This window comes from Streptococcus ovuberis (assembly GCF_012396585.1).
Classification (GTDB): Bacteria; Bacillota; Bacilli; order Lactobacillales; family Streptococcaceae; genus Streptococcus; species Streptococcus ovuberis.
The window spans coordinates 1-26109 of record NZ_JAAXPR010000005.1; the positions used below are offsets into that span (position 1 = coordinate 1).

Consider the following 26109-nt stretch of genomic DNA (forward strand, 5'->3'; position numbering starts at 1 on the left):
TCCATATGATTCTTTCTAATGAGTGGTTTGATTGCTTTTCATTATAGGTCATATGGGGCTTTTTTCATACTCAAAAAGGCTCCATAATCTCCGAGGTGGATTTACCCACTACAGAAATTATAGAGCCTAAAAAAGCGAACACTATAGTTTTCTCGTGAATAGAATACTATAGCGTTCGCTTTTTCTGTTTGGCTTAGGATCTTGCCTTAGATTATTTGGGATATCGCGAAGGTTTATAGGCATGAATGACTTGAAGCCCGTTAGTGATTATCTAGTAACTGGTGCTCTTGCCGGTATTTCAAAGGGGTTGTTCCAAAGAACTTCTTGAATTGGTTTTGAAAATACGACTGAGAGGAAAAGCAGAGATAGTTGCTGATGTAGCTGAGTGAATAGTCGGAGTAGGCTAGGAGTTCCCTGGCGGTATCTAACTTTGTCTTGGTAATAAAGGTGGAAATAGGCATCTTGATTTCGGATTTGAAAAGGGTTTTGAAATGGGAATAACTGTAGCCTGTCACTCGGGCTACATCCTCTACCTGAATGGGTTGATTGACATTACTTTGAATAAATTGAACCGCCCTGAAAATATCTGAGCTGAGCTCTTGGTTGAACTGGCTTTTTGAAACACGCTCTGTGAAATCCAAATACATCAGACTAGTCAAGGAGATGATTTCTTCAACAGATTCCAGGCGTTCACATTCCTGGATGTACAAATCACTGAGGCTATAAGCATGCTCAATCTCCAGACCACCTTCAATCGCAGCTCTAGTCGCCAGAGTGACAGCTACAATGAAGGTGTTTTTTTGTTGCCTTAGGGTATTGTCCGCAATGATGCCATTCGTAATCTGACCAGCTTCGGTAAGAATCTTTAAGACCAATGTCCTGTTACCCTTGGATAGAGCATGGTGCAGGGCTTTTTCAAATTGGTAACTGTTGTGAATAAAGGCTTCTTCACGATTTTCCGTGACCAAACGTGAGAGTTCAATGTTCAGGGCCTTTTGCTTAGGAGCATCCTCTGCTGGCATTTGGAAGGAGACGCTTCTTTGATTGCAAATTAGCTCTAAAAAGGATAGGAGGCTCAGACATTGCTTCAAGGAGAAGGTCGGTGTGTTTTGGAAGAGCCTTTCGATAAATTCCTCTTCGTGAGGCTTAATATCAAACTCCTTGATAAAAAGCGAGAGGTGCTGGGGCGAGATTGGCGTACTAAAGATGGGACCAATCACTAAATACTCATCGCCTTGGACCAGAGGGACATAGCCAAAGAAGGCAAAGGAGTCAGAAAGGAAATACTGCTTGTCTTCTTCAAAGTAAACTCTTTGGGATAGTTTTTGAGATAGCTCTAAATTCTGGGAAAATTGGGGTTGGCTAGTTAGCAAGGTAGCAGGAAACCTCAAATGGGTGATAGGAATATAGGTCGCTTGGAAAAATTGTTGGCAAAATCTTGTGATCTGACTTGAATCCATGAAAGCCTCCTAAACATCATCAATAATTACAAAAAATCGTCTAAAATTACAATATAACGCTTACGCAATAGTGTAATATAAAAGCGAGAAAAAGACAAGTGAGGAAAAACATGACCACTGAGCAAATCAAAGCCCTTCTGGCTGAGTTGACCCTAGAAGAAAAAGCATCCCTTTGTTCAGGAAAGGACTTTTGGCGGACTAAGGCGATTGAGCGCCTCAATATTCCGGCAATGATGCTTTCGGATGGGCCACATGGCCTGCGTAAGCAAGATCAGGGAGGGGACCATCTAGGCATCAATAATAGTATCCCAGCTGTTTGTTTTCCAGCAGGATCAGCGATTGCATCCAGTTTTAGCCGAGAAGCAGCCAGCCTACTGGGAGAGACCCTAGGCAGGGAATGTCAAGCGGAAGATGTAGGAGTTATTTTGGGGCCTGCTATGAACATCAAGCGTTCGCCTCTATGTGGCCGAAATTTTGAATATTTTTCCGAAGATCCCTTGCTTTCTTCAGAGATGGCGACGGCCTATGTGAAGGCTGTTCAATCCAAACACATCGGAACCAGTCCCAAGCATTTTTTAGCCAACAACCAAGAATTTCATCGCGTGACCAGCGACTCCATTGTGGATGAGCGAACCTTACGTGAAATTTATCTGGCATCCTTTGAAGGAATGGTCAAAAAGGTTAAGCCCTGGACCATCATGAACAGTTACAACAAGCTGAATGGGACCTACCTCTGCGAAAATGAAGCCATGCTAACCGATGTCCTACGTAAGGAATGGGGCTTTGACGGCTATGTGGTGACTGACTGGGGAGCCATGAATGACCGGGTTGCAGCCCTCAAGGCGGGCTGTGAATTGGAGATGCCTGGGGGCAACCTCAGCAATGAGCAAGAAATCCTTGCGGCCGTTCAGTCAGGAGACTTGGATCCAGCTGTCCTTGACCAAGCTGTGGAACGTCTCTTGACCATCCTCTACCGTTACGAAGAAAACCGGGATTTCTCAGCTGTATTTGACAGAGAGGCCGACCACGAAGTCGCACGTCAGCTTGCAGAAGAGTCCATTGTACTGTTGAAGAATGAAGAAGCCATTCTTCCGCTTACTAGCTCTCAGCAGGTTGCTTTTATTGGGCAATATGCAGAGCAACCACGTTATCAGGGTGGAGGGAGTTCTCATATTAACAGCCACAAGGTCACGTCAGCCCTATCAGTGGCTGGTGAGAACGTGACCTATGCTCGCGGCTTTGATGACCAGTCCGAAGAGATTGATGAGGCCCTTCAAGCAGAAGCTGTTGAACGGGCTAGAGAAGCTAATATTGCTGTGCTCTTTGTTGGTTTACCCGATAGCTTTGAATCAGAAGGGTATGACAGAAAGCATCTGAGAATGCCTGCTAACCAAGTTGCTCTGATTGAAGCGGTCGCAAGCGTTCAAGAAAATATTATTGTTGTCTTGCATAACGGGTCTCCAGTTGAGATGCCTTGGATCGATCAGGTAAAAGGCGTCTTGGAGGTCTATCTGGGTGGTCAAGCTATAGGAGCTGCAACCGTCAATGTCCTCTATGGCCAGGTCAATCCGAGCGGACGCTTGGCTGAGACCTTCCCGTTGCGTTTGGAAGATACTCCAGCCTACCTGACCTTTGGTGGTGAAAAGGACAAGTCTGTCTATACAGAAGGCGTCTTTGTGGGCTACCGTTACTACACCTCAAAAGATCAAGCAGTCTTGTTCCCCTTCGGGCACGGTTTGTCCTATACCAGCTTTGCTTATAGCAATCTAACGGTTGATAAAGAGCAATTGTCAGATCAAGAAACAGTTAGCGTTTCGATTGATGTTACAAATACTGGCTCAATGGCTGGTAAAGAAGTGGTTCAGCTCTACGTGTCACCTGTGGACAGCCGTCTCATTCGTCCGCTTAAGGAATTGAGAGCGTTTGATAAGATCCAATTAGCAAAAGGTGAAACGAAAACGGTAACCTTTGAACTGGATAAGCGCGCCTTTGCCTACTGGGAAACAGAAATCCATGACTGGTATGTGGAGGATCTGGACTACGAGATCAGCTTTGACCGTTCGGCTGAGGAAACAATCGCTAGCACCATCGTGCATGTGACCCCAGGTCAGCCGTTGCCAAAAGTCTATACCCTAAACTCAACCATGGGTGAAATCATGGCTGATCCAAGAGGGAAGATAATTTTGGAACAAGCCATGGGAAGCGTGATGGAGAATCCAGAAGCAGCAGAGGTAGCTGAAAATAGCGGTGGTGATGCTGTCAGTGATCAAATGATGGCTGCAATGATGGAAGGCATGCCTCTTCGTCAACTGCTTAGCTTCGTCCCAGGGATAGAAAAACCTATGTTACAGCAACTGGTCGATGCACTCAATAGTTAATAAATTAGAAAAACAATAAAGGGGCTCATTATGGCTAAAAAAGTCAAAAAAGATAAGAATGCTATCCGCTGTGACCGTGACGGTATTCAAAAAGTGATGAGGGTATGGGATTATTTTGCTGACTCGCTTGGACAATTCTCGTTAAATGTTATCAGTGGTCTCATAGGACAACTGACGTTCTTCTACACGGATAAAGTCGGTATGGCAGCTGGGGCTATTGCCACCATCTTCATGATTAACAAAATCTTAGATGCTTTTACTGATATTTTTATGGGAAATATCGTTGATAATACGCCTACAGGTAAGGAAAAATATCGTCCTTGGCTATTGAGAGCAGGCGTGCTGGCTGGTGTCCTTCTAGCTATGCTATTTACAGTTCCCAAAGGAAGCGATGCACTTCAACTAGCCTATGTGTTAGGAACAAACTTCCTTTTGATGTCAGTACTTTTTACCGCAATTTCAATTCCGTACGCGTCTCTACAAATCGTTCGAACTAATAGTCAAGAAGAACGTTCTTATATTGGAACATGGCGTGCTGCGTCTGGTTACGTTTCAGGTATGTTCATTGCTATTCTTGTTATCCCGGTGACGAATATGCTCGGCGGAAGTCAGTCAGCATGGATTAAGTTGGGTGCTGTTTTCGGTGCCTTGGTGGCGCTAGCTATGATGATTTGTTATCGTTATGCGCGTGAATCTGCAACGCATCATACTACAGAAGTATCTCAAGATAGCGGTATAGAGCCTCAAATGTCCTTCAAAGATTCTCTCCCTAAACTTTTCCAAAATAAATATTGGGTGTTGTTACTCATTGTGAATTTTGCTCTCCAGCTATCTTTTGGTATCAGTGGGGCATCGGGTATCTACTATGCCAAATGGATTTACGGCAATGAAAACTTAGTTGCTATTGGTGGTGCGCTGGGGTTGATTCCAACAATCTTGGGATTTGCACTTATCACACCACTCGTTAAAAAATTTGGTCCAACCAAACTCATGAAAAATATGTCTTTGATTACTGCTATCTGTACGGCTGTGCGAATCATCAATCCAACAAATTTTGTTTTCAACACAGCACTGGGCTTGATTACTGGTTTTGCCGGAATCCCACTCATGGCATTGACAGGTGTTTTAATGGCTATGGTTGTTGATTATAATGATTATAAATTTGGTGTAAAAATGGTTGGTCGCTCATCAAGTGCCCAAAGTTTTGCCAATAAAATCGGTTCTGGTATCGGGGCCTCTCTTGTTGGATGGTGCTTAGCACTGGCGAATTATGATGGAACAGCAGCAGTAGCGACACCGGCAGTTCGACAAGCTATTTATACTTTCTCTATCTATGTGCCACTCCTATTGGCTTTAGTAATGTATTTGAGTTTGCGTCAATTTGACTTGGAATCTCGCATGTTTGAGATTTATGCGGGCATAGCAGAGCGGCGAGCTGGGGGTCAGTCAGAGGAGTATGCTCCTATTCTTGATAAGCCAGCTACCGTCAGTGATGCGGTTGTTCTAGCACCAGTTGCAGGTCAAACCTTCACCTTGAAAGAGGTCAATGACCCAGCCTTCTCAAATGGTGTCATTGGCCAAGGACTTGCCATCAAGCCTAGCCAAGGCATGCTTTACGCACCAGTAGATGGCCAGGTAAGTCTAGCCTTTGCGACAGGTCATGCCTTGACTATTCTGAGTCCAAACGGAGCAGAAGTCTTTGTCCACATTGGTATTAATACGGTAACCATGAATGGGGATGGTTTCAACCTCACTGTTGCACAAGGGGATCAGGTAAAAGCAGGTGATGTCATCGGTAGCTTTGATCTTGAGAAAATTGCTGCCGCTGGCCTCAGCGATACAACGGTTGTTCTGGTGACCAACACTAACGATTATAAAGAGATTAAATCTGTGGCAACAACACATGTCACTCCAGCAGACAAGGTCCTAGAACTTAAAGTCTAAATAAGAATCAAGGATTGAAACGAGATATTTTCAATCCTTGACTATTTAAAGAGAAGGAGAGAACCATGAAACTCTATGATGTAACAATCGATTACCAGCAAGAACCACTTGGTCTAGCCGTTAGACAGCCTCGGTTTTCCTGGAAATTATCTACTGACCAAGAAAATACAGTCCAGACCTCTTATCAAATCACCGTGAGAAAGGGAGATATCCCTGTCTGGGAAACAGGAAAGGTCGTTTCTGACCAGTCGATTTTAGTGGAATACGCTGGGCAAGCCCTGAAAGACGAGACAGAATACCAAGTGACCATTACCGTCTCAAATAATCACGGTCAGTCGGCAGAGGCCATCACCAACTTTACAACTGGTATTTTTGACCCAGAAGATTTTGTGGCTGAGATGATTGGACATAACTTTGATGAATCAGTGATTGCTCCGCCGATTTTTAAAAAAAGCTTTACGGTCAATAAGACGATTAAGAAAGCGACGGTCTATGTCACTGCTCAGGGTGTCTATGAGTTAGAGTTAAACGGGCAAAAAGTCGGCGAGGACTACCTAGCACCGGGTTGGACCAGCTATCACAAACGGCTCCAGTATCAAATTTATGATGTGACTGAGCAACTGATTGAACAAAATGAATTGGCCATCACAGTCGGCCAGGGCTGGTACGCAGGTATCATGGGCTTTGAAATGAAAAACCACCACTATGGTGATTGTGTCGGTGCTCTTTTGCAGTTAAACTTGACCTACGAAGACGGTACTAAAGAAACCATTGCTACTGATGAAACCTGGTCTGTGGAGACTGGAGCTATCCAATCCAGTGAAATTTACCTTGGCGAAACCATCAATACCTTTGACCATTCGAAACAATCAGGAGAAGTCACTGTTTTGCCATTTGACAAATCTATCTTGGTTGCCCAAGAAAACGAGCCAATCCGTATGACTGAGCGGCTGGAAGTGGTTGATGATTTCGTGACACCAGCAGGTGAGCGAGTCCTTGATTTTGGGCAAAATATGACAGGCTGGGTTGAGCTGCGCGTCAAAGGCCGGCCTGGGCAAAAACTGATCATCGAGCACGCCGAAACCTTGGACAAGGACGGGAATTTCTACAAGGAAACCTTGCGTCAAGCAATTTCTGTCGATACCTATATCTGTGATGGGACTGAGCAAGTTTTTCGCCCGCACTTTACCTTCCATGGTTTTCGTTACATCCGCCTCTCAGGTTTTGAAGATACTGAAGCAACCTTCATCGCCTGTGTCCTGCACTCTGACATGACACCGACTGGAACCTTCACAACCTCCAATCCTAAGATCAATCAATTGCAGAGCAATATTCGCTGGGGGCAGCGCGGAAATTTCTTGGATGTGCCGACGGATTGCCCGCAGCGAGACGAGCGCTTGGGTTGGACAGGAGATGCCCAGGTCTTCTCTTGGACAGCTGCCTATAACTATAATGTGGCACCATTTTTCAGCAAATGGATGAAGGATGTGGCAGCAGACTCCTCTCTTGAAAAAGGGGTGCCACACGTGGTACCAGATATTCTGGGGTCATATAGTTCATCAGCTTGGTCGGATGTGGCGGTCATTGTTCCTTGGGTGATTTATCAGACTTACGGAGACCTCCGCATTTTAGAAGAGTCTTGGCAGGTCATGCACGAGTGGGTGGACTATATCACCAACCATACGGGTGACAATGGCCTTTGGATGACTGGTTTCCAATATGGTGACTGGTTGGCCTTAGATAAGGAAGAAAGTGCAGACCGTACAGGGGCGACGGATAAGTACTTGATTGCCAATGCTTACTACCTCTACGTGACAGATCTTGTCCGTCAAACAGCTCTGCTATTATCCAAAGACAAAGAAGCCGAACGCTATGCTCAGCTCTATGAAGAGGTTTTAGCTGCTTTCCAAGACGAATATTACACCAAAACAGGTCGTATTGTCAGCGAAACGCAAACGGGAGCCATCTTATCCCTCCACTTTAATCTGGCGCGTCCTGAGGACCGTGAGCGGATCATGAAGACCCTGGTGACCAATATCGAAAATCATAAAAATCATCTGGCGACAGGATTTGTGGGGACGCCCTACATCAACCATGTCCTGTCTGAAAATGGGGCGCATGACTTAGCAGGGATCCTCCTCATGCGTGAGGACTACCCATCGTGGCTCTATGCGGTCAATATGGGAGCGACGACCATTTGGGAGCGGTGGAATTCGATCAAACCAGATGGCAGCTTCGATGAATCGGGCATGAACTCGCTCAATCACTATGCCTATGGCTCCATCGGTGACTGGATGTACCGCAAGGTGGCTGGAATTTATCAGACCAGTCCAGGCTATAAGACCTTTGCCGTCCAGCCCCGCTTTGTCAAAGGAATTGATGAGGTGACAGCGACACTTGAGACACCTTACGGCGAGATTGCTAGCCACTGGATTTGCCGTGGAGGTCGGATTGTGGTTGAGGTTACTGTTCCAGCAAATACGACAGCCCAGCTTTATCTTCCAGAAAAAGATGAGGTGGTGGAACTTGGATCAGGAACCTATCGTTACGAATACGACACGGCGACAGACTTAACCCTAGCACGTTTTAGTTTAGACTGTACCTTTGGTGAAATTTTGGATCAACCTCTGGCAATAGACCTCTTTAATCAAATGGCCCCAGGTATGCTGGATAATCCGATGATTGATATGGCGCGTGGCATGACCTTGGTCGAGGTCTTGGGAGCTGCGCCTGAAGCGAGACCTCTATATGAAGCAGTGATTGATGCTCTGAATCAAGAGGAAGGGGAAGGAGTTAGATAAGCACCGTCCTGCAAGTAGGTGGTGTCAAAAGAGAGTGACACAAAAATTGTTAATTTACTAGAATGCGATTTTCCACGCAATCCCATTATTTCTGATCTCGGACAGAAACAATTTAATCCAGACTGGTTCAGTCCCCAGTGCATTTCCTTATAGCTTAAAGATGAAACCGTTTACGACTGAAGAAAAATAGTATATAATGGTATTGTAAGGGATATTATGAAAGAGCATTTAGTAATAAAACTGCTCATAGCCAATTCTATTACAATGGTTGAACTGGTTGCTAATCAGAGAAGAGGCGTTTCTTTGATGGTCAATTGAGGATTTTTTAAAAGATGAAAGGAGGAGGGGAAATGCGCTTATTTCAGATTTATAGAATGTTAGAACTGTTTCGCTTCAGCCTTTTTCTGCTCGGTAAGCTTGACTTTTTTGAGGTTGACAGTTTTCTGATGTTATTGGATGGTGTTTTAATTCCCTTATCTATCTTTGGTTTTGTGTATTTTCTCCAAAATTATGAACACTATAATTGGAAAATTTGGTATTTCTTTATTCCGATTTGGGTTCCTCTAAGTCCGCAATTAGCTATGACAAGAGCAGAAAAATAATTTGTGATCAAGCCTCTCCGCTAGATTTTCTAGTGGAGGTGTTTGTTTGTCATCATATAAATTAGACGAAGGCTGGTATAGGAGTTCTAGCCATTCAACAGTTTTTGAAGAAGTAATCAATAAACTGTAGTTGAATACTTCGAGGCCTATAAGTCTTGAAGGTAAGAAAATGTGAGTTACAAGGGATTCGTCCACTGATATGTTGATTTTATCAACTGAACAATCCTAGCAAACGAAGGAAACGAAATTTCCCCTATTTTCTGGCCTTGAGAACACTCACTCTCTCACTTTTTTGCCCTTCTATTTATTTGTTATTAGTTGTGCATTCAGAAAGAAAATAGATACTATTTTTTCTAAACTGGTGTAGATATTAACCAAACTTTCTTGAATTTGAGGTTAAAAATCTGTCTTTATTGATTCTTGATTTTCTTTGAGTACAGTGGATAGTTATATTTGCTAAAATAGCTCAGAAATAACCTGCTGATCGTCTGATGAGCAGGTTATTGTCGCAGGTCCCCTGGTTTAATCCCATAGGCTTCTTCAAATTTTTTGTAAAAGAAGGTTCGATTTGAAAAACCAGTTTGTTGAGCAATCTCATGGATGGGGAGTAGTGTGGATTCGATCAGGAGCTTGGCGCGTGAGAGGCGTTTTTGGTGGAGGAGCTGGGTAAACGTTTTGCCACTGCGTTGCTTGATTAAATTGCTCAGGTAGTTTTTGTTAAAATTTAACTTGTTGGCCAGGGAGCTAAGATCTAAGGTTTCATAATCCCGATCAATCATCTCCAGCACCTTGGTATAGGGGTCACTGGTCTTATCAAGTAGGGTTTCCTGCTTGACCTGAGAGAGGGTACGAGCTAGGTGGTACATGAGGATGGACAGGTAGTGACTGATTATTTTATCCGAAAAATCGCCTGGGAAGAAATATTCCTCCAAGAGTTGATCCAAGAGTGGTAGGACGTGTTTGGTTTTATCTGCAGGAAAAATGGCAAAGTTGCTCTGCTCTTTTTCCAATAAGGTTTCACTCAGCAGGAGTTGGTAAATGAGGCTGTTGTGGCTTTGGAGTTGGCTTAGCCATTCTAGCGAAATAGCCTTGTCTTGGAAGAGAATGTTAAGCAGGATATCTTCTTCGCCAAGGGCTTGGATGGAGTGGACACTGTCTGTATCCATGAGAATAATGTCCCCAGCCTGAAAGGTATAGTCTTTACCGTTGATGATCTGTCGGCAGCTGCCATGATAGACATAGTTAATCTCTAAAAACTGGTGAGCGTGGGCTGGGTAATTTGCAAATCGGCTGTGCTTGCTGATATAGACGTCCTTATTGGTCCCGAAAATGTGCTGGCTGATGATGGGGACTGTGAGGCTATCAACCTGTTCTAATTCTTTAAAGTCACTGACAAAATGCTGTTCATTGAGTTGCCTGTCTTCGTGCTCTGTATGTTGAAAGAGCCAGTCATTGAGTTGATTCATCTATCGCCTTCTAAACCTGTAAATTTGATACAACCTTTCTGTTTTAAGGACATTGTACCACAATGCCTCCAAATGGTAAACTAATAACTGTAAACGATAACAATCAGAAAGAAGGGTGATCGATGACCTATCATGTTGCAGTTGACATCGGAGCCTCCAGTGGCCGTGTCATTTTGGCAGATACTAGCCAGACCCTTGAGTTAGTCGAAATTCATCGTTTTAAAAATGGATTTACCAAGCAGGATGGCCATGACCGATGGCACTTGACTAAACTGATCGAAGAGATTCTGGTTGGTTTAGAAAAAGTTAAGGCCAGAGGAATAGAGGCTTGTACGGTTGGTATTGATACATGGGCGGTGGATTATGTTCTTCTTGATGAGGAAGGGCAACTCTTGGCAGAACCGATTGCCTACCGGGATAGTAGGACTCAGGGAGTTATGGACCAGGTCTTTGAAAAGGTTCCTAAAGCTAAGATTTATGATAAGACGGGCATTCAGTTTTTGAACTTTAACACGCTTTATCAGGTCTATGCTGAAGACAAGGAATGGCTGGAGCGAGCCCAGTCGCTTCTCATGATTCCAGACTATATCGCCTATCACTTGACGGGTCAAAAGACAGGGGAAGTGACCAATGCCTCGACGACTCAGTACCTCAATATCCATAGTCGCACTTACGATCAAGACTTGTTGGCTCTTGCAGGGCTTGCCTTGGACAAGCTCCCTGACTTGATCGAAACTGGTCAAATCATTGGCGAATTGAGACCAGAACTCTATGAGACTTACGATTTGCCGCAGACTCAGGTCATTGCGGTGGCGACCCATGACACCGCTTCAGCAGTGGTCGGTGTGCCGGCTATTAGGGACAATTACGCCTATATCTCTAGCGGAACGTGGTCCCTCATTGGGGTGGAAACAGATCAACCGATCGTGACGGAGGCTGCTTTCCAAGAGAACTACACCAATGAATGGGGAGCCTACCAGACCTATCGATTCCTCAAAAATATCACCGGCATGTGGGCTGTTCAAGAGATTGCTCGGATGCTAGATTATCAGTATTCTTTTGCGGAAATGGCAGAGCAGGCTAAGGAAGTCGAGCCCTTCTTGCAGTATATCAACCTAAACGACGACCGGTTTACTAACCCAGACAATATGATTACGGAAATCCAAGCGGCCTGTCGTGAGAGCGGGCAAATTGTCCCAGAGACAGTGGGTGAGCTGGTCATGTGCGTCTATTCTAACCTAGCCTTGGCCTATGCGCACGAGTGGCAAGTGTTGGAGAGCTTGACTGGAAAATCCCTCCAGGTGCTTCACATTGTGGGAGGTGGCAGCAATGTTGCCTTATTGAACCAATTGACAGCCAACTTGATCGGTAAACCAGTCATCGCTGGCCCTGGCGAAGCGACAGCCATCGGTAACATCATGGTTCAGATGATTGCATCTAGTCAGTTGAAGGACTTAGCAGAAGCTCGACAATGGCTAGTTGAACATCAACCGCTAGACACCTTTGAACCACAAGCCTTGGCTGAGGGTGATCATCTCAAAAGATACCAGGAAACGGTATTCTAAAAAAGCAGGAAGGCATATCAATTGCCGTCCCCAAACGCTTAACACGCAAGACATCCTTTGCCGATTGCGTACCCTATTCAAATCATTTGTAAAACAGGAGACTTATCATGACTACAATCGACCAACGTTATCAAGAGGCCAAAGCTAAGTATGCCAGCATCGGTGTTGATACAGATGCTGCTCTCAAGACATTAGAAGAGATCAAGATTTCCATGCATTGTTGGCAGGGAGATGATGTTAAAGGGTTCCTAAACCCAGATGGTGAAACAACAGGTGGCATCATGTCCACAGGGAACTATCCCGGGGCTGCGCATACGCCAGAACAGCTTCGTGCAGATTTGGAGAAGGCTTATTCACTGATTCCCGGTAAGCATAAACTGAACCTCCATGCGATTTACCTAGATACTGATGAGGCGATTGATTTAAATCAAATCGAACCTAAACACTTTGAAAAATGGGTAGCTTGGGCCAAGGAACAAGGTCTTGGTTTAGACTTTAACCCGACCTTCTTCTCACACCCGATGATGAAAGATGGTCTGACACTTTCTCACCCAGATAAGGCGGTCCGTGAGTATTGGATTGAGCACGGGAAACGTAGTCGCCGAGTGGCTGAGTATTTCGGAAAAGAATTGGGCCAGACCTGCTACACCAATTTTTGGGTGCCAGATGGGTTCAAGGACAATCCTGTTGACCGTTTGTCCCCTCGTAAACGCCTCATGGAATCCTTGGATGAGATTTTCTCAATAGAAATTGATGAGAAGTACAACGTAGATACTGTTGAAAGCAAGCTTTTTGGACTGGGAGCAGAAGCCTATACAGTGGGGTCTCACGAGTTTTATATGGGCTACGGTTTGACACGCAACAAGGCTATTCTTTTAGATGCTGGGCACTTCCATCCCACAGAAGTTATTTCCAATAAGCTGTCTTCGCTGTCACTCTTTAGTGAAAAAGCCCTCATGCTCCATGTTTCACGTCCTGTGCGTTGGGATTCTGATCATGTGGTGATTATGGATGATGAACTGCAAGATATTGCGAAGGAAATTGTCCGAAACGGTTTACTGGACAAGACGGTGATCGGTCTGGATTTCTTCGATGCGACGATTAACCGTATTGCAGCTTGGGTGATTGGAACTCGTAATACACAAAAAGCCCTACTTAAGGCGCTTCTTGAACCCACAGAGCAACTGAAAGCCTTAGAGAACAAATTTGACTTGACGTCTCGCTTGGCTTACACAGAAGAATTGAAGGATTTCCCTTATGCAGATGTTTGGAATTATTTCTGTGAGCAAAATGGCGTGCCAGTTGGATTGGATTGGCTGAAAGAAGTTCAAGACTACGAACAAGCTGTCCTAGCAGAACGCGGTTAAGCGATAGCTCCTGTATGCACTAGTTGAAGGCTGAGTGTAAGGCTAGCTTTCTTCAAAAGCTTATAAAAGTGAAAAATAACTGATAGAAAGAAAGGAAGGAGGGCGTACCGAGCTAGTCGACTCGGATTGGAAGTGACTGAAAAAGTGATTTTATAGAAAAATCGCTGATAGTAACCCTTTGTTCGGTCGCTTCTCTATGGCCCTTCACATCATCACTATGACTAAATTTATTGACTCCCCTTATGTATTGAATATGCGTGAAGTGACACGTGAATCTTACCTCCGTTACTGGGATGAGCGTAATGGTGGCAATGTATCTTACCGTCTCCTACCAGAAGAAGTAGCGGTTTACGAAGACGTCCAAGAGGTCAAAGCGACTTATGAACTTGGTTTTGACGCTTCCGCACTTGCGGGCTACTATTATCTGGTGACTGGGACAGGCCGTTACTTCCGTAATGTTTATAGCCGTCCGAACTTGGATTTAGGCTTGGTTAAAATTTCCGATGATGGGCAACGTTATGACATTGTTTGGGGATTTGAAGATGGCGGTAAACCGACCTCAGAGTTTCCAAGTCACCTCATGAGTCATATTGAACGGCTCAAGGTTAATCCTGCTCAACGTGTGATTTTCCATTGCCATCCAACCAATCTCATTGCGATGAGTTTTACCCAACCGCTAGATGAACGCCATTTTTCACGGATTCTTTGGAAAATGCAAGCAGAATCTATCGTGGTCTTCCCAGAAGGGATTGGGATTATTCCTTATATGACCCCAGGGACTAATGAAATCGGGGTTAAGACATCTGAAAAAATGGCTAACTTCCAAGCGGTCCTCTGGCCACATCATGGCCTCTTTGCTTCTGGCGTTAGTCTTGACGAGACTTATGGTTTAGTTGAAGTGATTGAAAAGGCTGCTATGATTTTCTCACAAGTTGGGGCTCAAGGTGGACAAATTCTTCAGGAAATCACAGACCAAGAGTTGCAAGATATTGCGGATTATTTCGGTCAAAAACCACAGGAAGGTTTTCTAGACCTATAAGGAATCAGAAAAGCTTCTAACTAATAGAAGAGAGAGGGATAAGTGAGCCTTTTGTCTCGAGTCGGTCGCAAGGGGAGATGTTCAGTTATTTTCCCTCTTCTTCATTCACCCTTTTGTTCAAATCATTTAAATAGACGAGGCGTATTGCTTAGTCTCTGAAAGATTGTTGAGAGCGCAGGTCGCTCTTAATAGTTAGCAAATAAAGTGAAAAAAATCACATTTCTTGCTTGAAGAAACCTCTTCAAAAAGGTATAATGTAAACGTAACCAAAAAATAATATATTAAGGAGAATTACCCATGTCAACTTTTTATGTTCCTGCAGTCAACCTCATCGGCCGTGGAGTCATTAATGAATTTGGTGACTATGTTAAAGATCTAGGGTTCAAGAAAGCTCTTGTGGTGACAGACCATTTTATAGCTTCTAGCGAGATATTGCCAAAAGTGACAGCTCCCCTAACAGCAGCGGGTATTGACTACATTGTCTTTGAGGATGTGGATCCAAACCCATCTTGCAAGAATGTCTACGATGGTTTGGCTGTTTTGAAAGAGAGCGACTGTGACTTTATCGTCTCTGTCGGTGGTGGTTCTCCTCAGGATGCGGCTAGCTGTATCTCTGTGATGGCAACCAATGATGTCACTCCACAAGACTTAGAAGGTTTGCACAAGTCTGCCAACAAGGGCTTGCCAGTTGTGGCCATCAATACAACTGCAGGAACTTCAGCTGAAATCACCATCAACTACGTGATTACGGACGAAGAACGCAAGGTCAAGATGGTTATGGTAGATAAAAACAGCCTAGCCATCATGTCAGTCAACGATCCAGAACTCATGTTGTCTAAACCAGCTAATCTGACTGCAGCAACAGGTATGGATGCCATGACCCATGCCATCGAAGCTTTGGTAACCCCAGGTGCTTACGATGTGACCAAGAAACTCTCTATCGGAGCCATTGAACTCATCAAAGAATACCTCCCTCGCGCTGTGGCAAATGGTCAAGACATCGAAGCGCGTGAAGCTATGGTCAATGCCATTTTCCTTGGTGGTATGGCCTTCAACAATGCCGGTCTTGGCTATGTGCACTCTATGGCTCACCAGCTCGGAGCTGTGTATCATTTGCCACACGGTGTTTGCTGTGCCATGTTGTTGCCAATCATCGAACGTGAAAATGCCAAACGTGTACCAGTTGCCTTCCGCAATGTGGCCAAAGCGCTTGGCATGCAAATCGATGGCAAAACAGACGAAGAGTGTGCAGACTATGCCATTGCTGAAATCGAAAAACTTTCTGCTACGGTGGGCATTCCGAAAAAACTGACAGAGTTGGGCATTAAAGAAGACGACTTCGACTTTGAATACCTGTCTAAGAATGCCCTGATTGACGCTTGTGCGCCTGGAAATCCGTTTACACCAACCCTGGAAGAAACCATCTCCTACTACAAAGAACTCTTCTAAGTTATCTCTTTCAAACGCTCCCAGATGGACAGGAACACTGCGCAGTCGGTCATTTTAAAAGTCTATTGATAAAAAACTTATGATAGCAACATAGACAGGGAATCAAAGTTGTTCTCTGTCTATTTTCTGATGATTGAATCGGTTACACTAAACCAGACAAAAGAATAAAGTGTTCTACACTGAACTAAAGAAAAGAGAACTCCTTTATGTCTAGAAAAATACGTCGTCACTTCACGGATGATTTCAAACAACAAATCGTTGACCTTCACAATGCGGGTATGAAACGAAGTGCGCTGATCAAAGAATATGAGTTAACCCTTCGACCTTTGACAAGTGGGTGAGACAAGCTAAAACAACGGGATCTTTTAAATCAATTGATAATCTTACCGATGAACAGCGGGAGCTGATAGCTCTTAGAAAGCGAAACAAAGAGCTTGAAATGCAGGTCGATATCCTAAAGCAAGCACAGGTGTTATGGCGCCAAAAGGGAAGTAATCGCCGCTAATAAAGATAAATACAAAAAGGAAAGGTTAGAACCATTTTCTCTGAAAGCAAGTTCAGATACGGGACTAGGAAAATCAAGAAATGCCTGAAAGCTGCCTTCAAGCCTCGTTCTAAAGGGAAGCACGAGGCTAATCTCTTAAATCGACAATTCGACCAACACTAGCCTTTAGAAGCCCTTGTCACGGAATTGACCTATGTCCGTGTTGATCAGCTTTGGGCTTACGTTTGCCTCATGATCAACCTCTTTCATCGAGAAATCATTGGTCTAGCGGTTGGCTGGTACAAGACTGCAGAGATCGTCAAACAAGCCATTCAAAGTATTCCTTATGCCCTGACCAAGGTCAACCTCTTCTACTCGGATCGGAGCAAGGAGTTCGATCATCAGCTGATTGATGAGATGCTAGCGACCCGTTCTCTTAGTCAAGCTAGTTGCCCTTATGACAATGCCGTGGCTGAAAGCACCTATCGGTCATTTAAAATTGAATTTATTCAACAGGAGAATTTCCATACCCTGGAAGAGCTCACTCTTAAAACGAAAGACGATGTCCACTGGTGGAACCATCATCGTATTCACGGCAGCCTCAACTATCAAACACCGATGACTAGGAGAGTGATTGTTTAAGAAAAACACTTTATAATTTCTGTACAGAAAACTGTTGCCTTTTCATCGCCTTACTCTAGATGTAATAAAGAGCTAGTCAATCAAATGACTAGCTCTTTAATAGACTTCAGCACGGCTCGACTAAGCAGTGGTGGATAGTGTTTCTTTAGGACTGTATCTTGGGAAATGGGAAGTGGGAGAAAAATCGGTAATTCGCCAGAATTCGATGAGTCGTTAGCCCACCTTCGCATAGCTTAAACAGTCAGGGAAGTGACTGTTTGAGGTTGGAAATTTGGGAAAGATATTTCCCTCATTCGTTAGGGCTGTAAAAGCTTATAAGTCAGCGAATTAGGAGCCCACTCAACCACTGCGCCTTGTTTGAAAATTAAAAATCACTTGAGAGGTTAGAACTTTTGTCCCAGCCTCGAAAAAGAGGTTATTTAACTTGACTACCGTTGAGGCTTAATTGCCGTAAAAGAGGCTTTCGGTTGCAAATTTAGGTTCACTCGTTACCATAATAGCTAGGTCCCTAAAAACAGCTTCGTCGGCAGAAGGCAGGATAGCACTACTGTGGGCTTGCAGGTGTCGCAAATGCTCCAACTGTTGAAGAGCAGCTTCAGCAGAGGGATTGGTCACTGCTGACATGCTGAGGGCAATCAGCGCCTCCTTGCTGTCAATGATTTTGTCCTCATGTTGGAATTGGTTGTGATTGAGTTTATTGATAGCGTCTAAGATTACAGGAGGCATCAAGTGGAGGTCTTCACTGATATTCGCTAAAGCTTTGAGGCAGTTGAGCAGACAAGCAGCAGCAGAAGTCATGCTTTGGCTTCGCTTACCTGTGATAATCCGGCCATCTGGCAATTGTATAGCAACGACAGGTTCCTTGATGGCTTGACTTCTTTGGTTCGCTGCGGCTACGACTGGGCGATTCTTAGGACTCAATCCCATCTCATCCATGATGAGTTTGCCCCTTTGAGCAGCTTCTAGGCTAACGATTCCTTTTTTATAGTCCACTTGCAGCGCATAGTAGCGACGGATGATTTCCTGTTTCGCAGCTTCTTGGACCACTTCATCATCAAAAATGGCAGAGCCGACACGGTTGACTCCCATGTCAGTCGGAGAATAATAAGGGATGTCAGAACCGTTGATTTTAGTCAAAATACGCCTTAAGAGGGGGAAGGCCTCAATATCTCGGTTGTAGTTAACTGTTGTGACACCGTATTTTTCTAAATGATAGGGGTCGATGAGGTTGACATCCTCTAAATCAGCAGTAGCGGATTCATAGGCTACATTGACAGGATGCTTGAGAGGCAAATTCCAGACGGGGAAGGTTTCAAATTTTGCATATCCAGCTTTTCTGCCAAGTCTGGTTTCGTGGTAGAGCTGGCTGAGGCAAGTTGCTAATTTACCGCTGTTAGCACCTGGTGCTGTCACGATGACTAGGGGTCTAGTTGTCTCGATAAAAGCATTTTGCCCATACCCAGCATCGCTAACAATGGTATCCACATCGAACGGATAGCCCTCAGTGTAGCCATGGGTGTAGACCTTGAGGCCGTGACGCTCTAATTTTGCCTTAAATTGAGTTGCTGCCGGCTGACCGGTGTAGCGTGTGATGAGGACACTGTTGATGCTCAAATCCCAATAACGAAGATCGTCGATCATCCGAAGCAAGTCGCGGTCATAGGTGATACCAAGGTCACCACGCACCTTATTGCTTTCGAGATCACCAGCGTAGATACAGATAATAATCTCGGCTTGTTCCCGCAAGCGGTGAAGCAATTTAACCTTACCATCTGGGTCGAAACCAGGCAATACACGCATGGCGTGAAAATCACCGATTAACTTGCCACCAAACTCCAGATAGAGCTTATCATGTGCATTGACACGCTCCATGATAAAACGGCTCTGTTCCTCCAGATAGGTCTCGCTATCAAATCCTTTTTTCATTTGAACCTTCCTTTCTTCTAAAGAAATTATTCTACTCCTTTTTGTTTCTCTTTTCAACTAAAAAACGGATAAATCGAAAAAAATTACGGAACGCTAATTTCCCAAAGTAAGTTCCACTTTAGCTTTAGCCTAAAACGGATTTTTATGGTGGAATTAAGTCTGAGACGTTTGTACTAGAAATGAGTCCTTACTATGGCAAAATATAAACACCTTACCCTCTCAGACCGCAATGACATCCAACTTGGCTTAGAACGTGGAGAAACCTTCAAAGCCATTGGACAAACTATCCTAAAAAATCCTACTACCGTTTCCAAAGAGGTCAAACGTAACAGACAGGTCCGCTCTTCTACTAGTGACATTCTTCCTTGTCTTTTCCTTGATAAAGCTCCCTTTGTCTGTAACAGCTGTCCTAAGAGAAGACAAAACTGTGGCTACAAGAAAATCTTATACCTCGCTAAACATGCTCAAAAACAATACGAACAAACCCTCGTTGAGGCTCGAGAAGGAACACCCCTCAACTCTCAAACATTCTGGGACATGGATAAAGTCATTTCTGATGGTGTGAAAAAGGGACAGCACATCTATCACATCCTTAAAACTCATACCCTTGATATCAGCTCCTCAACTGTCTATCGGCACATCCGTAAAGGATACCTTTCTATCGCTCCCATTGATCTGGCTAGAGCTGTAAAATTTAAACCAAGACGCAAATCTACACTACCTGCTATCCCTAAAGAAGCTAAAAAAGGCGTTCTTATGAGGACTTCCAACAGTGAAAAGGCAATACTTTTCTGTACAGATTTTATAAAGTGTTTTCTACCATTCAAACGGAATCGATTTGTCGCGATGTTTTTCGATAAAGGTAAAGAACCTATTTTTTGAGAGGTTGAGATGGGAAATTTCTAAATCGGTTTCGAATAGTTCAAACAAGGTCATACAGGACTTGGCTAGCTCTAGTCCCTCTGGTTGGTGGCGTAGAACCATGATAATGGCGCTATAGCATTTTAGTGCTAGGTGCTCATTGATATAAGTTGTGTACTTGGCACATTTTATCGCTTTATCAAAAGCTTTAATGATAGCTTCTGCCTCGTCTAGTAAGGAATTTTGGTAGAGAAACCGGATACCATGGAAAATAACTCTCATAAGGGCTTTGGGAGTCATGCAAGATGGTTCACAAGCACTAAGTAAGGTAATGGCTTGTCTGGTTCTGAACGTTACCATAGAAACAGGACATTCGTCTAGGATAAAGGAGTACAAAAACCATTCTAAATCACCCCATGTGTCAACTGAAGAAAGGTAGTTATTCAAAAAAGAAAATTTGTTCTGATATTGGTCCGTTTGTTGATTCAGAATGGCTAAATGGGCATCAATCATATCGTTAATTAAGCGCTGAAGCAGATTGTGGTCTGTGTAGCTTTGGTTAACAGCATTCCTTGCAGATTGTGCTAACTGATAGAAGTCCCTCGCATCGTAAAGTTCGTTGAAATCTTCCAAGGTACTGATCAATTGTGTAATGCTATCGCCTTTATAGCACCGTAGAAAATCATTCCAACTTGCACCGATTCGGACGAGGAGTCGTCCAAATTTATCAATTGAGATACCCGCGAGATCTCTTTCAAATCGGCTGAGAAATTGCGGACTGACAATACCTTCAGCAGCTTCCTTGAGCTTATAACCACGTTGTTGGCGTAACTTTCTAAAAGCGGTGCCATAACTTGTTATTGACTGTGACATTCAAAAATCCTCCAACTATTTATAGATTACAGATTGAGCCATTGTTTCCATATGCCATATTCTAGTACTATCATTTTTAGTTAAGATGAAGGAGAGCATAAACTATTGTAGGTTTATCCAGCCAGAGGCCGAACATCTTTCTAAAAGATTAACTGGATAATGGTACATGGAAGAATTGCTCTGTTATCTATTATAAAGCAATTAGATGTGAGATGAAGAAATAGAGCACAAAATTTATAAAAATAATTTATTTTTAGTGATTTGAAAAGAAAAAGTAATCTATAAGTGTGATAGACGGAGACTAGCTATGAAACGGAGTGAAATAGTAATGGTAAATTTTGGCTAAGACTGATAATGAAAAAATAACTAGTTAGAAAAGAATTGTGAGCTTTTACCAAACATTGTAAACAATTTTTTACAATAAAGAATACTTCGAGGAGAGTAGTCTTTTCTGAAATGTGGAGGGAATTCAGAAAGATCTCAAGAATCCTAAGCGTTACCTAGATACAGCGATTAGTGAGGCATTGAACTGCGTTAAAGATAATGAGAAGAACTCCGTCTTGAAAGAGGATAGGAAGCTGACCTGTGAAGAAGTTGCGTTTTTTGTATAGGTGTTAATATTGCAAAATCAAGCAATGAGTGACGGTCCAACATTGGTAAACCTAGTTTGACAACTGTCATATCTGGAGTAGAGATGAAATTTGATGGATAACCTATGATTTTTAAGGCTAGTAAAAAACCAAGAACCAGTTTGGGTTCTATCGCCAACTCGGGTCTTTGATAGCATCCAAAATTGCGATGGGTTAAGCAGTCAGGATGAATGGGATAAGGGCACAGTTCCGTTGGATTTCAGTCCATATCCAAATCCAAGTGAAGCAGCAAATAATAATTAACCAGTTGTAACGTATTCTCAGACAATAGCAGTACCAGAAATTGTTGTGTCAACTAAACCATTGCTGAAAACAGGTGATCAAGCGGTATTAGCACGCTTAACTATGCTTGGCATGCTTAGCTTGAGCTTGGTGGCGATATTAAAATGGAAGGAATAAGAAAGAGGTTAGTTAGATTTAAGAACAGTTGAACGGTATGAGTGTTCTAATATAGTAAATTCAACGAACGGGTAATGCCTGCTCGTTGGACTTTGCCTAGAACGTTATAAGAATATTATAGAAGGATTGGATAATTGACTAGCCTGTGCTACAATAACTATATGGGACTCAAGGAAGATATTATTGCCCTCAGTCGGGAAATTGGGATTTCTAAAATCGGGTTTACAACAGCGGATGACTTTGCCTATTTGGAAAAGTCACTGATAGCCTCGGTAGAAGAAGGGCGCAATTCAGGATTTGAACATAAAAACATTGAGGAGCGGGTTAAGCCGCGCCTTTCTTTGGCGTCTGCTAAGACTATCATTTCGATTGCTGTTGCTTACCCGCATAAGCTTCCTATCCATCCGCCTAAGACGGCTTACAAGCGTGGAAAATTCACGCCCAACTCTTGGGGACTGGATTACCACTATGTGCTTCAGGAGAAATTAGATAAATTAGCCAGAGGGATAGAGGCCTTGACAGCTGACTTTGAATACAAGGGTATGGTGGATACTGGAGCTCTTGTGGACACAGCAGTTGCTAGACGGGCAGGTATTGGCTTTATTGGGAAAAATGGCTTGGTTATATCTAAGGAATTTGGCTCTTATATGTTTTTAGGGGAATTGATTACCAATCTGGACATTGCCCCGGATCAGCCAGTGGATTATGACTGTGGGGACTGTACGAGGTGTCTGGATGCTTGCCCAACCTCTTGTTTGATTGGTGACGGTACTATGAACGCTCGTCGCTGTCTGTCTTTTCAGACTCAGGACAAGGGCATGATGGATTTGGAATTTCGTAAGAAAATTAAGACGGTTATCTATGGCTGTGATATTTGTCAGATTTGTTGTCCTTATAATAAGGGAATCAATAATCCCTTGGCAACAGAAATTGATCCAGAATTGGCCCATCCAAAATTATTGCCGTTTTTGGAGTTGTCAAATGGTGACTTTAAGGCCAAATTTGGGCATATTGCAGGTGCCTGGAGAGGTAAAAACATCTTGCAACGTAATGTTATCATTGCGCTTGCTAATGCCAATGACCGCTCTGCTATTCCCAAAATGCTTGAAATCATTGATAAGAGGCAAAATGATATCCATGTGGCAACGGCCATCTGGGCCTTGGGGGAGTTAGCCAAGCAGCCAAACCCAGCCATGATTGAGCTGGTAGCTGGGATAGAGACGGACCATCCAGGGATTTTAGAAGAGCAACGTGCTTTCTTGGCAAAATACGCTAGTTTGTGATATAATAACGAGATAGATTAGAATGGAGGCCTTATGGATACTGCTGAAATCAGACAGAAAATAGATGACAACCGTGCCAAATTAGCTTCATTCAGGGGGTCTCTTTGACTTAGATCGCTTGGAGGAAGACATCGCCATCTTGGAAAATAAGATGACTGAGCCTGATTTTTGGAACGATAACCAAGCTGCCCAAAAGACATCGCAAGAACTCAATGCGCTAAAAATGACTTATGACAATTTCCACAAGATGGAGGAATTGCATGAGGAAAGCGAGCTTTACCTAGAGATGTTAGCAGAGGATGAGAGTCTTAGAAGCGATTTGACTGAGCACCTGAGGGAGCTTGATCAGCTGCTGAGCAACTATGAGATGACCTTGCTCTTGAGCGAGCCTTATGACCACAATAATGCTATTCTGGAAATCCATCCAGGGTCTGGCGGTACAGAAGCTCAGGACTGGGGAGAGATGCTTCTGCGGATGTATCAGCGTTTTGGCAATGCCAAAGGCTTTGGAGTTGAGGTTTTAGATTATCAAGCAGGTGATGAGGCGGGCATCAAGTCCGTGACTTTAGGGTTTACTGGAGTGAACGCCTACGGTCTTTTGAAATCTGAGATGGGCGTGCATCGTTTGGTTCGGATTTCTCCCTTTGATTCTGCCAAACGCCGCCACACTTCATTTGCTTCGGTAGAAGTGATGCCAGAATTGGATGATACCATAGAGGTTGAAATCCGTGATGATGAAGTCAAGATGGATACCTTCCGATCAGGAGGAGCAGGTGGTCAGAACGTTAACAAGGTTTCGACGGGAGTTCGCTTGACCCACTTGCCAACAGGGATTGTGACCCAATCTACTGTTGATCGGACCCAGTATGGTAACCGTGACCGCGCCATGAAATTGCTCCAGGCTAAATTATATCAGCTTGAGCAGGAGAAAAAGGCGGCTGAAGTGAGTGCGCTCAAGGGAGATAAGCGTGAAATCACATGGGGCAGTCAAATCCGTTCCTATGTTTTTACGCCTTATACTATGGTCAAAGACCACCGGAACAATTATGAAGTTGCTCAAGTTGATAAGGTTATGGACGGAGAAATTGATGGGTTTATCGACGCTTATCTCAAGTGGCGTTTAAACGATCAATAAAACTGTCTCACAATTTTTGAAAGGAACTGTTTTTACAGGATTTTACTATGGGAATTATTGAAATGCGTGACGTTGTCAAGAAGTATGACAATGGCACAACAGCCCTGAGAGGAATCAGTGTTAGCATTGAGCCAGGGGAGTTTGCCTATATTGTAGGTCCGTCAGGTGCAGGGAAGTCAACCTTTATCCGCAGCCTCTACCGTGAGGTCACAATTGATAAGGGACGTCTCAAGGTAGCTGGCTTTGACTTACTAAAGATCAAAAAGAAGGATGTCCCCTATTTGCGACGTTCGGTTGGAGTTGTTTTCCAAGATTACAAACTCTTGCCACGCAAGACAGTTTATGAAAATATTGCCTATGCGATGCAGGTCATTGGGGAACGTCCACACGTGATCAAGAAAAGGGTCATGGAAGTTTTGGACTTGGTAGGCTTAAAGCATAAGGTTCGTTCTTTTCCAAACGAATTGTCAGGTGGAGAACAGCAACGGATAGCGATTGCACGTGCGATTGCTAACAATCCTAAAGTTTTGATCGCTGATGAACCGACAGGTAACCTAGATCCTGAGAATTCTTGGGAGGTCATGCATCTCTTAGAGCGCATTAACCTTCAGGGAACGACGGTCCTCATGGCAACGCATAATAGCCAGATTGTCAATACCCTTCGCCACCGGGTTATTGCCATCGAGAACGGGCGTGTAGTCCGAGATGAAGCGGAAGGAGAGTACGGTTACAATGATTAGAAGATTTTTCCGCCATCTTTGGGAGTCTATTTTAAGCCTCAAGCGCAATGGCTGGATGACGGTTGCTGCAATCAGTACGGTAACGATAACCTTGACCCTGGTAGGGATTTTTGCTTCTGTGATCTTGAATACAGCTAAGATTGCCACGGATATTGAAAATAATGTCCGAATCAACGTTTTCTTGCGAGTGGATTCAACAGATAATCAAGAGACTAGGGTTAACGATATGGGGGAAACTGTTCCAAATGAGAGTTACCATATTGTTTATGACCAGATTGCTGAGCTGAAAACGATTGAATCAATCACCTTCTCTAGTAAAGACGACCAGCTTGAGTTGCTCAAGCAGAAGATGGGAAATACTTGGAGTATCTTTGAAGGGGATGCCAATCCTTTGTATGACACCTATGTCATTGATACGACTTCGCCAGATGTAGTCAAAGAAACAGCTAAGCAGATTGAAGACATTAATGGTGTTGCTAAAGTTGAGTACGGTGGGATCAAAATGGATAATCTCTTCAAACTGGCACAGAATATCCGCATTTGGGGTGCTGTGGCAACGATTCTCTTGCTCTTTACAGCTGTTTTCTTGATTTCCAATACTGTTCGGATTACTATTATTTCACGTAGCCGTGAAATTCAAATCATGCGACTAGTAGGAGCTAAGAATTCTTATATTAGAGGGCCGTTTCTATTGGAAGGTGGCTGGGTAGGTCTATTAGGAGCTGTGATCCCAGCACTCTTGATTTATTTTGGCTACGATGTGGCTTATACGGCACTCAATCCTCAGTTGATTCCTCAGAATTTGTCCATGATCGATCCTAAATACTTTATCCCTGGAATGGTTATTGCCCTCTTTGTTATAGGGATCCTGATCGGATCTTTCGGAGCAGTTAACTCAATGAGACGTTATCTCAAGATTTAGAATCGCTATTCCTAGCTACTTTGCCCTTGCCTGCTTCTTTTCGCCTCTTTGCTGTTAGATATTTTAGCTAAATGGTCAGTAGACCTGCAAAAGTTTGTTTAGAAGGGAGGAAAAAGTAGTGGG

General features: G+C 43.7%; 16 protein-coding genes and 2 pseudogenes. 14 read left to right on the plus strand and 4 right to left on the minus strand.

The window, feature by feature from the left end:
- Positions 1-260: 260 nt before the first annotated feature.
- Positions 261-1460: a helix-turn-helix domain-containing protein gene (locus HF992_RS03945; RefSeq protein WP_168548765.1), complete on the minus strand. Its 1200-nt coding sequence runs from the start codon at positions 1458-1460 to the stop codon at positions 261-263.
- A gap of 110 nt (positions 1461-1570) precedes the next feature.
- Here HF992_RS03945 and HF992_RS03950 point away from each other — a divergent pair, with 110 nt between their 5' ends.
- The 4 genes from HF992_RS03950 (at position 1571) to HF992_RS03965 (ending at position 9185) form a co-directional block, all read left to right on the plus strand.
- Entirely contained in the window at positions 1571-3838 is a 2268-nt protein-coding gene (locus tag HF992_RS03950) for a glycoside hydrolase family 3 C-terminal domain-containing protein (protein ID WP_168548766.1), read from the plus strand.
- A 30-nt stretch (positions 3839-3868) separates the two neighbouring features.
- On the plus strand, positions 3869-5782 hold the full coding sequence (locus tag HF992_RS11945) for a glycoside-pentoside-hexuronide (GPH):cation symporter (protein WP_246201230.1): 1914 nt from the start codon (positions 3869-3871) through the stop codon (positions 5780-5782).
- 65 nt (positions 5783-5847) lie between these two features.
- Positions 5848-8583: a family 78 glycoside hydrolase catalytic domain gene (locus HF992_RS03960; RefSeq protein WP_168548767.1), complete on the plus strand. Its 2736-nt coding sequence runs from the start codon at positions 5848-5850 to the stop codon at positions 8581-8583.
- 350 nt (positions 8584-8933) lie between these two features.
- Positions 8934-9185: a hypothetical protein gene (locus HF992_RS03965; RefSeq protein ID WP_168548768.1), complete on the plus strand. Its 252-nt coding sequence runs from the start codon at positions 8934-8936 to the stop codon at positions 9183-9185.
- A gap of 500 nt (positions 9186-9685) precedes the next feature.
- Here the strand turns inward: HF992_RS03965 and HF992_RS03970 are convergent, their stop codons facing one another.
- The gene (locus HF992_RS03970; RefSeq protein WP_168548769.1) at positions 9686-10651 is read right to left on the minus strand and encodes an AraC family transcriptional regulator; all 966 of its coding nucleotides are present in this window, start codon (positions 10649-10651) and stop codon (positions 9686-9688) included.
- Between the two features lie 122 nt (positions 10652-10773).
- Between HF992_RS03970 and rhaB the strand changes: the two genes are divergently transcribed.
- The 5 genes and pseudogenes from rhaB to HF992_RS03995 all read left to right on the plus strand — a co-directional run bounded on the left by rhaB (position 10774) and on the right by HF992_RS03995 (position 17197).
- The gene (rhaB, locus tag HF992_RS03975; RefSeq protein WP_168548770.1) at positions 10774-12216 is read left to right on the plus strand and encodes a rhamnulokinase; all 1443 of its coding nucleotides are present in this window, start codon (positions 10774-10776) and stop codon (positions 12214-12216) included.
- A gap of 107 nt (positions 12217-12323) precedes the next feature.
- Complete coding sequence (gene rhaA / locus HF992_RS03980) at positions 12324-13583, plus strand: L-rhamnose isomerase (RefSeq protein WP_168548771.1); 1260 nt, start codon at positions 12324-12326, stop codon at positions 13581-13583.
- Positions 13584-13800: 217 nt separating this feature from the next.
- Positions 13801-14622: a rhamnulose-1-phosphate aldolase gene (gene rhaD, locus HF992_RS03985; RefSeq protein WP_168548897.1), complete on the plus strand. Its 822-nt coding sequence runs from the start codon at positions 13801-13803 to the stop codon at positions 14620-14622.
- A 297-nt stretch (positions 14623-14919) separates the two neighbouring features.
- Positions 14920-16071: an iron-containing alcohol dehydrogenase gene (locus HF992_RS03990; RefSeq protein ID WP_168548772.1), complete on the plus strand. Its 1152-nt coding sequence runs from the start codon at positions 14920-14922 to the stop codon at positions 16069-16071.
- A gap of 206 nt (positions 16072-16277) precedes the next feature.
- A pseudogene (locus tag HF992_RS03995) lies at positions 16278-17197 on the plus strand (integrase core domain-containing protein).
- Positions 17198-17638: 441 nt separating this feature from the next.
- Here HF992_RS03995 and HF992_RS04000 read toward each other — a convergent pair.
- Positions 17639-19123, minus strand: coding sequence for a DUF1846 domain-containing protein (locus tag HF992_RS04000; protein ID WP_168548773.1), 1485 nt, complete (start codon positions 19121-19123; stop codon positions 17639-17641).
- 192 nt (positions 19124-19315) lie between these two features.
- Between HF992_RS04000 and HF992_RS04005 the strand changes: the two are divergent.
- A pseudogene (locus HF992_RS04005) lies at positions 19316-19893 on the plus strand (helix-turn-helix domain-containing protein); the annotation flags it as partial.
- 46 nt (positions 19894-19939) lie between these two features.
- Here the strand turns inward: HF992_RS04005 and HF992_RS04010 are convergent.
- The gene (locus HF992_RS04010) at positions 19940-20857 is read right to left on the minus strand and encodes a helix-turn-helix domain-containing protein (protein WP_168548774.1); all 918 of its coding nucleotides are present in this window, start codon (positions 20855-20857) and stop codon (positions 19940-19942) included.
- 1210 nt (positions 20858-22067) lie between these two features.
- Here HF992_RS04010 and queG point away from each other — a divergent pair.
- The 4 genes from queG (at position 22068) to ftsX (ending at position 25986) form a co-directional block, all read left to right on the plus strand.
- Positions 22068-23189, plus strand: a complete 1122-nt coding sequence (gene queG / locus HF992_RS04015) for a tRNA epoxyqueuosine(34) reductase QueG (RefSeq protein WP_168548898.1) — start codon at positions 22068-22070, stop codon at positions 23187-23189.
- Positions 23190-23222: 33 nt separating this feature from the next.
- Positions 23223-24324, plus strand: a protein-coding gene (gene prfB, locus HF992_RS04020; RefSeq protein ID WP_168548775.1) for a peptide chain release factor 2 whose coding sequence is annotated in 2 segments (ribosomal slippage) — positions 23223-23294 and positions 23296-24324 — 1101 coding nt in all. Because the reading frame shifts where the segments join, the coding sequence is not laid out codon by codon here.
- Positions 24325-24371: 47 nt separating this feature from the next.
- Positions 24372-25064 carry a cell division ATP-binding protein FtsE gene (gene ftsE, locus HF992_RS04025; RefSeq protein WP_168548776.1) on the plus strand — a complete coding sequence of 231 codons (693 nt, stop codon included), beginning with the start codon at positions 24372-24374 and terminating at the stop codon, positions 25062-25064.
- Positions 25057-25986 (plus strand): permease-like cell division protein FtsX, encoded by a 930-nt coding sequence (gene ftsX, locus HF992_RS04030; protein WP_168548777.1) that lies wholly within the window; start codon positions 25057-25059, stop codon positions 25984-25986. Before ftsE ends, ftsX begins: the two co-directional genes overlap by 8 nt.
- Positions 25987-26109 lie beyond the last annotated feature (123 nt).

What these genes read in the sequence shown, in the direction of transcription:
- ftsX (WP_168548777.1), top strand. Translation starts at nt 25,057, where the DNA reads ATGATTAGAAGATTTTTCCGCCATCTTTGGGAGTCTATTTTAAGCCTC.
- rhaB (WP_168548770.1), top strand. Translation starts at nt 10,774, where the DNA reads ATGACCTATCATGTTGCAGTTGACATCGGAGCCTCCAGTGGCCGTGTC.
- HF992_RS03945 (WP_168548765.1), bottom strand. Translation starts at nt 1,460, where the DNA reads ATGGATTCAAGTCAGATCACAAGATTTTGCCAACAATTTTTCCAAGCG.
- HF992_RS11945 (WP_246201230.1), top strand. Translation starts at nt 3,869, where the DNA reads ATGGCTAAAAAAGTCAAAAAAGATAAGAATGCTATCCGCTGTGACCGT.
- HF992_RS03950 (WP_168548766.1), top strand. Translation starts at nt 1,571, where the DNA reads ATGACCACTGAGCAAATCAAAGCCCTTCTGGCTGAGTTGACCCTAGAA.
- HF992_RS04010 (WP_168548774.1), bottom strand. Translation starts at nt 20,857, where the DNA reads ATGTCACAGTCAATAACAAGTTATGGCACCGCTTTTAGAAAGTTACGC.
- rhaA (WP_168548771.1), top strand. Translation starts at nt 12,324, where the DNA reads ATGACTACAATCGACCAACGTTATCAAGAGGCCAAAGCTAAGTATGCC.
- HF992_RS04000 (WP_168548773.1), bottom strand. Translation starts at nt 19,123, where the DNA reads ATGAAAAAAGGATTTGATAGCGAGACCTATCTGGAGGAACAGAGCCGT.
- HF992_RS03965 (WP_168548768.1), top strand. Translation starts at nt 8,934, where the DNA reads ATGCGCTTATTTCAGATTTATAGAATGTTAGAACTGTTTCGCTTCAGC.
- queG (WP_168548898.1), top strand. Translation starts at nt 22,068, where the DNA reads ATGGGACTCAAGGAAGATATTATTGCCCTCAGTCGGGAAATTGGGATT.
- HF992_RS03960 (WP_168548767.1), top strand. Translation starts at nt 5,848, where the DNA reads ATGAAACTCTATGATGTAACAATCGATTACCAGCAAGAACCACTTGGT.
- ftsE (WP_168548776.1), top strand. Translation starts at nt 24,372, where the DNA reads ATGGGAATTATTGAAATGCGTGACGTTGTCAAGAAGTATGACAATGGC.
- HF992_RS03970 (WP_168548769.1), bottom strand. Translation starts at nt 10,651, where the DNA reads ATGAATCAACTCAATGACTGGCTCTTTCAACATACAGAGCACGAAGAC.
- rhaD (WP_168548897.1), top strand. Translation starts at nt 13,801, where the DNA reads ATGACTAAATTTATTGACTCCCCTTATGTATTGAATATGCGTGAAGTG.
- HF992_RS03990 (WP_168548772.1), top strand. Translation starts at nt 14,920, where the DNA reads ATGTCAACTTTTTATGTTCCTGCAGTCAACCTCATCGGCCGTGGAGTC.